This window comes from Vibrio sp. 2092, from assembly GCF_033339635.1.
GTDB lineage: Bacteria > Pseudomonadota > Gammaproteobacteria > Enterobacterales > Vibrionaceae > Vibrio > Vibrio alginolyticus.
Genome location: NZ_JAWOUY010000003.1, coordinates 440,305 through 446,304, shown reverse-complemented (window position 1 = coordinate 446,304; position 6,000 = coordinate 440,305). Strand labels below are relative to the sequence as shown.

The following is a 6,000-nucleotide window of genomic DNA, read 5'->3' as shown; positions in this document are numbered from 1 at the left end:
GCGGAAGAAGCTGACGCACCTGCCGAGCAAACCGACGATCCGAAAAAAGCCGCAGTTGCCGCTGCAATTGCTCGAGCCAAAGCGCGCAAAGCGAAGCAAGCAGACTCAACCGAAGCGGAAGAAGCTGACGCACCTGCCGAGCAAACCGACGATCCGAAAAAAGCCGCAGTTGCCGCTGCAATTGCTCGAGCTAAAGCGCGAAAAGCGAAGCAAGCAGACTCAGCTGAAGCGGAAGAAGCTGAAGCACCTGCCGAGCAAACCGAAGATCCGAAAAAAGCCGCCGTGGCAGCTGCCATTGCACGTGCCAAAGCGCGTAAAGCGAAGCAAGAAACGCAAACAGAGCCTGTTGAAGAAGCAACTTCCGAAGAACCAGAAGTGGATCCGAAGAAAGCCGCGGTTGCCGCAGCAATTGCGCGCGCGAAGGCTCGTAAAGCGAAACAAGCAGACTCAACTGAAGCGGAAGAAGCTGAAGCACCTGCCGAGCAAACCGACGATCCGAAAAAAGCCGCCGTGGCTGCTGCCATCGCTCGAGCCAAAGCGCGCAAAGCGAAGCAAGAAACGCAAACAGAGCCTGTTGAAGAAGCAACCTCCGAAGAACCAGAAGTGGATCCGAAGAAAGCCGCGGTTGCCGCAGCAATTGCGCGCGCGAAGGCACGCAAAGCGCAACAAGAAGCTAATAAAAATAATACTGAGGAGAACGAGTAGTGTCGTTTTTTATTGCCAGTTCACCGCATACCCACAGTCGTCGTAGTACGCCAGACTTAATGAAATGGGTGGCACTTTGCGCACTTCCAGGTTTAGTAGCTCAAACCTACTTCTTTGGCTGGGGTACGCTTATTCAGCTGATTTTTGCCATTGCAGTCGCTGTATCCCTTGAAGCCTTAGTCATGATCTGTCGTAAACGCTCACCAATGAGAGCGCTACGTGATAACAGTGCAATAGTTACCGCTTGGTTATTAGCCGTTGCTATACCACCATGGTCTCCGTGGTGGATTATGGTGATCGGGCTTATTTTTGCGATAGTAATCGCTAAACACCTCTATGGTGGCCTTGGACAAAACTTATTCAACCCTGCAATGGTCGCTTATGTGGTCTTGTTGATCTCTTTCCCAGTACAAATGACGAGTTGGAGTGCACCGACATCACTCATACCTGATCATGTAAATTTTGCAGATACACTCTCTTTAATTTTTACGGGCTATGATTACGACGGCTTATCACTTCAGCAAGTTCGCTCAGGAGTTGACGGCGTGACAATGGCGACACCACTTGATGCATTTAAGACTGGTATTCTTACAGGTGCCACTCCAAGCGAAGTAATGTCGCAGCCAATATTTGATGGCTTAGGTGGTATTGGTTGGCAATGGGTAAACCTTGCTTACCTTCTTGGCGGCATAGTCATGATCAAAAAGCGTATCATCCAATGGTATATTCCAGCAGGTTTCCTTGCGAGTCTGACTCTGTTTAGCCTAGTGTTCACGTTGCTGACGCCAGGGGAAACTGCGTCGCCAGTTTTACACTTGTTATCTGGTGCAACCATGCTTGGCGCATTCTTTATTGCAACCGATCCCGTTTCGGCGTCTACCACCGTCAAAGGACGTTTAATCTTCGGTGCGCTTATTGGTGCTTTGGTCTTTATCATTCGCAGTTGGGGCGGTTTCCCAGATGGTGTTGCATTTGCAGTGTTGCTTGCAAATATGTGTGTGCCACTGATCGATTACTACACCAAACCTAGAACTTACGGTCACTGAGGTAAACATGTTAACCGCTATTAGAAAAAATGGTCTGACACTCGCGATATTTGCCTGTGCAACAACCGGATTAGTCGCCCTTACTCAGTACCTAACAAAAGACCAAATCAAGGTACAAGAGCAAAAACAATTACTTTCTGTTTTGAATCAAGTCATTCCAGAAAATATGCATGACAACGCACTCACGCAAGCTTGTACAATGGTCACGTCTCCAGATCTGGGGACATTACGTGCGATGCCAGCCTACCTCGCCACGAAGAATGGTGAACCAACAGCAATCGCAATAGAATCTATCGCGCCAGATGGCTACAATGGTGAGATAAAAGTAATTACTGGGATTGATAATCAGGGCAATATTTTGGGGACACGCGTCCTAAACCACCAAGAAACCCCTGGTCTGGGCGATAAAATCGATCTTCGTGTCACAGACTGGATCCTGAGCTTTACAGGAAAACAAGTCACGGAAAACAATTGGAATTCGTGGAAAGTTCGTAAAGATGGCGGCGATTTCGATCAATTTACTGGTGCAACGATCACGCCAAGAGCCGTCGTAAAAGTGGTGCGAAATACCGTTAACTACGTAAACCAATCTCGTGAAGACATTCTTAGCCAGCCGTTAGGCTGTGAAGGAGAGCAGTAATGAATGAGAATAAATTACTGATGAAAAACGGTATGTGGAGTAATAACCCCGCTCTCGTACAACTGCTGGGCTTATGTCCACTGCTAGCGGTTTCTTCCACGATAACCAATGCATTAGGTCTTGGTATTGCAACCTTACTCGTGCTAGTTGGATCCAACGTAACAGTTTCTCTTATCCGTAACTATGTGCCAAAAGAGATCCGTATACCTGTATTCGTTATGATCATTGCCTCACTCGTTACCTGCGTTCAGTTGTTAATGAATGCCTATGCGTACGGTTTGTACCTGTCTCTAGGTATCTTTATTCCTCTGATTGTAACGAACTGCATTATTATTGGCCGAGCAGAAGCTTACGCGTCAAAAAATGATGTTGCACCCGCTGCGCTAGATGGTTTGTGGATGGGCCTTGGTATGACGAGCGTCTTGGTTGTTTTAGGTGCCATGCGCGAATTAATTGGTAATGGCACACTATTCGACGGAGCAGACCTTCTCCTAGGAGACTGGGCTTCAGCTCTACGGATTCAAGTTTTCCAATTTGACAATAGCTTCCTGTTAGCGCTTCTCCCACCTGGTGCATTTATCGGTGTTGGGCTGTTGATAGCGCTCAAAAATGTCATAGATAATTCAATTCAGGCACGTCAACCAAAAGAAGAAAAACCAACCATAGAACGTGCTCGCGTCACTAACGCATAACAAGATAAGGCTCTGTCATAGGAGCCTTTTTCATAAACCGCAGAGACGGTATTGGAAGTCAGCAATGAACAAAATAAAAAGAATCGAAATTCTTGAGCGATTACGAGAAAACAATCCGAATCCTCAAACTGAGCTTAACTGGAGCTCCCCTTTTGAGCTGCTAATCGCTGTATTACTATCAGCTCAAGCAACCGATGTAAGCGTCAATAAAGCCACCGACAAGCTTTTCCCTGTAGCGAATACACCTCAAAGCATTCTTGATTTGGGAGTCGATGGCTTAAAAGAATACATAAAGACCATCGGTTTGTTTAACTCAAAGGCAGAAAACACAATCAAGACTTGTAAGATCTTGTTGGAAAAACACAATGGTGAAGTTCCTGAAGATCGTGCCGCGTTAGAAGCGCTGCCAGGCGTAGGTCGCAAGACCGCAAACGTCGTGCTCAACACCGCTTTTGGTTGGCCAACTATTGCCGTCGATACGCACATTTATCGCGTGTCGAATCGCACTAAATTTGCGATGGGAAAAACGGTTGATGATGTCGAGCAGAAGCTATTAAAAGTTGTGCCAAAAGAGTTCAAACTCGATGTGCACCACTGGCTCATTCTTCATGGTCGTTATACGTGCGTAGCAAGAAAGCCTCGCTGCGGTAGCTGCATTATCGAAGATTTGTGCGAATATAAAGAGAAAGTATACCCAGATAGCTAACGCTATTTGTAAATCAAAGCTAGGAGCAAAAAATGTCAAACGGTCGAATTCTCCACACTATGCTTCGCGTAGGTGATCTAGACAAATCCATCAAGTTTTACACTGAAGTTATGGGCATGCAGCTGCTTCGTACTAACGAAAATAAAGAGTACGAATACACGCTAGCGTTTCTTGGTTATGGTGACGAATCCCAAGGTGCAGTGATCGAACTGACTTACAACTGGGGTAAAACTGAGTATGACCTAGGTACTGCTTTTGGTCATATCGCCATTGGTGTTGATGATATCTACACAACTTGCGACGCTATCAAAGCGGCGGGCGGTAATGTGACGCGTGAGCCAGGTCCAGTAAAAGGCGGAAGCACGCACATTGCATTCGTAAAAGACCCAGATGGTTATATGATTGAGCTTATTCAAAACAAGCAAGCTTCATCAGGTCTTGAAGGCTAAGCGGCACTTCTAATAATCACTTGTACTGCAAGTTGAACTCCGATTACAGGCAGGTCTGCGATCTGCCTGTCCTTTTATAAACAAAACTCTTTACTTGATAATAGTTATCGTTTAGATTTATCCGCAACTTCGATATGCGGGATTACGATAATGATCAGTGAATGGGAAAAACACACACTTCTAGCCGATACGGCACTTCAACTAGATGACCCTGTTCGCAGCATTCTTCATTACCAGCAAGCCCTAAGCCTGAGTGAAGATATCAGCGAATGTGTGGAAATTGAGGCGGACGAGCGATTATTAATTTCTGTGATTTCTTGTCATAACTTAGCTCAGTTCTGGCGTTGGGCTGGAGATACTGACTATGAACTCAAATACCTTCAACTGGCCTCTGAGAAGGTCTTAACACTTATCCCACAATGCCCAAATAAAGAGTGTGCAAGCTTTATCGACTCGATAGGATGCTGTACTAAGGCGTTGATAGACTTTATGAAGCGTCACCCTAATCCGGCTATTGCCAAACAGGTTGAAAAAATCGATACCGCCACCAATTGCGAAGTCATTGCCAAATTCCGCTTAAACTAACATTCAAATTATACAGCAGGAATCACCGAAACGTGCTTGGCAAAATACCACTAAAATATTATTAACAACGTCAGTAAATCAAAAACGCCGAAGCTTTCAGCTTCGGCGTTTTTATATGCATCACACTTGGGTTCGCCCTAGAGATATCACGACTCGGCGGTTTTTGTCTTTTCCTATTGGCGAACCGTTATCTGCAATAGGACGACGCTTGCCGTACCCTTGCACTTGAATTCGATCTTCCGGTAGCCCTAGAGACTGAAAGTAATCACGAAGTGACTCTGCACGTCGCTCTGATAAACTTTGACTCGCACTTTTACCATCGGTTGAATCTGTGTACGTCGCCACCAGCACGAGATCGATATCTTGATTATGTCGGATATAATCTGCAATTTGTGATAAACGCTTTTTAGAAGCCTTGGTTAACTGATCACCTTGTCTTTCGTAGTGCAAAATCGTAAAAGCAATGTCCTCGAAACTGTATTTCAATAAGTTGGAAATACAGTCGCTAAACGCGTTGTACTTGTTTTGAAACAGTACTGATGACAATGCGACTTCAATTCTCTGATCTCGGCTCTGCCAATCTTGGTAACTAAAAGTCGGATAACGGCCTTTTTCCAGCTCAGACAAAATGCCCCATGCTGTTTGCCCTCCGACATAACCATCAAACTGTTTAAAAAACTTTAGGTTTGTAATTCGATCGGCGTGTTCACCTGGTCGCCAAGGTGGCGGCATAGAAATGAGACTGACGTTACGTGTTTCTCCCATCGGGCGACGCATTTTTAACTCAAAGTCTAAATTGATTTTTTTATTTGCACGAGATGAAAATACCGCATCTCCAAAGCTTGGAATGGGGTGTACAAGCTGACATTCTAATGGTGTATTGACCACCATTTCCCATTGAGATTGCTGTGGAGTTGCAGCATAACGTTTGCCCATCAAAGCGAAGCTGCTTGTGCTAAACAACGAAAATACAACACCACTGGTAATCAGCCATTTCTTCATCTAATACTGTCTCTTAAACGGCAGTCTGTTGCCGTCAAATTGCATCAATAAAAACACTTCAACGGGCATGCAAAAATCTCGCCAATATCGGAATATCTGTCACACTGCCATTAATGTGAGCCACCGTGTTCCAATCACCTTAACCGCCACTTAGCGTTTTACTTCCTCATGTTTT

7 protein-coding genes and 1 pseudogene are annotated in these 6,000 nt (G+C 45.4%); 7 read left to right on the top strand and 1 reads right to left on the bottom strand.

Annotated elements, in window-relative coordinates; translation table 11 throughout:
* The 7 genes and pseudogenes from R7P80_RS08510 to R7P80_RS08480 all read left to right on the top strand — a co-directional run.
* Positions 1-705, top strand: a pseudogene (locus tag R7P80_RS08510) (electron transport complex subunit RsxC); the annotation flags it as partial.
* Positions 705-1,751, top strand: a complete 1,047-nt coding sequence (gene rsxD / locus R7P80_RS08505; RefSeq protein ID WP_005390256.1) for an electron transport complex subunit RsxD — start codon at positions 705-707, stop codon at positions 1,749-1,751. The pseudogene R7P80_RS08510 and the gene rsxD, both read left to right, overlap by 1 nt.
* 7 nt (positions 1,752-1,758) lie before the next feature.
* A complete protein-coding gene (gene rsxG, locus R7P80_RS08500) occupies positions 1,759-2,391 on the top strand; it encodes an electron transport complex subunit RsxG (protein ID WP_005380747.1) in 633 nt (210 codons plus the stop codon).
* Positions 2,391-3,083, top strand: coding sequence for an electron transport complex subunit E (locus R7P80_RS08495; protein ID WP_005380745.1), 693 nt, complete (start codon positions 2,391-2,393; stop codon positions 3,081-3,083). The genes rsxG and R7P80_RS08495 overlap by 1 nt, the downstream gene beginning before the upstream one ends.
* A 64-nt stretch (positions 3,084-3,147) precedes the next feature.
* Positions 3,148-3,789, top strand: coding sequence for an endonuclease III (gene nth / locus R7P80_RS08490; RefSeq protein WP_005380743.1), 642 nt, complete (start codon positions 3,148-3,150; stop codon positions 3,787-3,789).
* A 32-nt stretch (positions 3,790-3,821) separates the two neighbouring features.
* Positions 3,822-4,238 (top strand): lactoylglutathione lyase, encoded by a 417-nt coding sequence (gene gloA, locus R7P80_RS08485; protein ID WP_017635317.1) that lies wholly within the window; start codon positions 3,822-3,824, stop codon positions 4,236-4,238.
* 150 nt (positions 4,239-4,388) lie between these two features.
* On the top strand, positions 4,389-4,823 hold the full coding sequence (locus R7P80_RS08480) for a DUF2753 domain-containing protein (RefSeq protein ID WP_005384886.1): 435 nt from the start codon (positions 4,389-4,391) through the stop codon (positions 4,821-4,823).
* Positions 4,824-4,943: 120 nt separating this feature from the next.
* Here the strand turns inward: R7P80_RS08480 and motY are convergent, their stop codons facing one another.
* Positions 4,944-5,825: a flagellar protein MotY gene (gene motY, locus R7P80_RS08475; protein WP_005384887.1), complete on the bottom strand. Its 882-nt coding sequence runs from the start codon at positions 5,823-5,825 to the stop codon at positions 4,944-4,946.
* Positions 5,826-6,000: the final 175 nt, after the last annotated feature.

Coding starts and splice junctions, on each gene's coding strand:
- rsxG (WP_005380747.1), top strand. CDS start 1,759: ATGTTAACCGCTATTAGAAAAAATGGTCTGACACTCGCGATATTTGCC.
- R7P80_RS08495 (WP_005380745.1), top strand. CDS start 2,391: ATGAATGAGAATAAATTACTGATGAAAAACGGTATGTGGAGTAATAAC.
- nth (WP_005380743.1), top strand. CDS start 3,148: ATGAACAAAATAAAAAGAATCGAAATTCTTGAGCGATTACGAGAAAAC.
- gloA (WP_017635317.1), top strand. CDS start 3,822: ATGTCAAACGGTCGAATTCTCCACACTATGCTTCGCGTAGGTGATCTA.
- R7P80_RS08480 (WP_005384886.1), top strand. CDS start 4,389: ATGATCAGTGAATGGGAAAAACACACACTTCTAGCCGATACGGCACTT.
- motY (WP_005384887.1), bottom strand. CDS start 5,825: ATGAAGAAATGGCTGATTACCAGTGGTGTTGTATTTTCGTTGTTTAGC.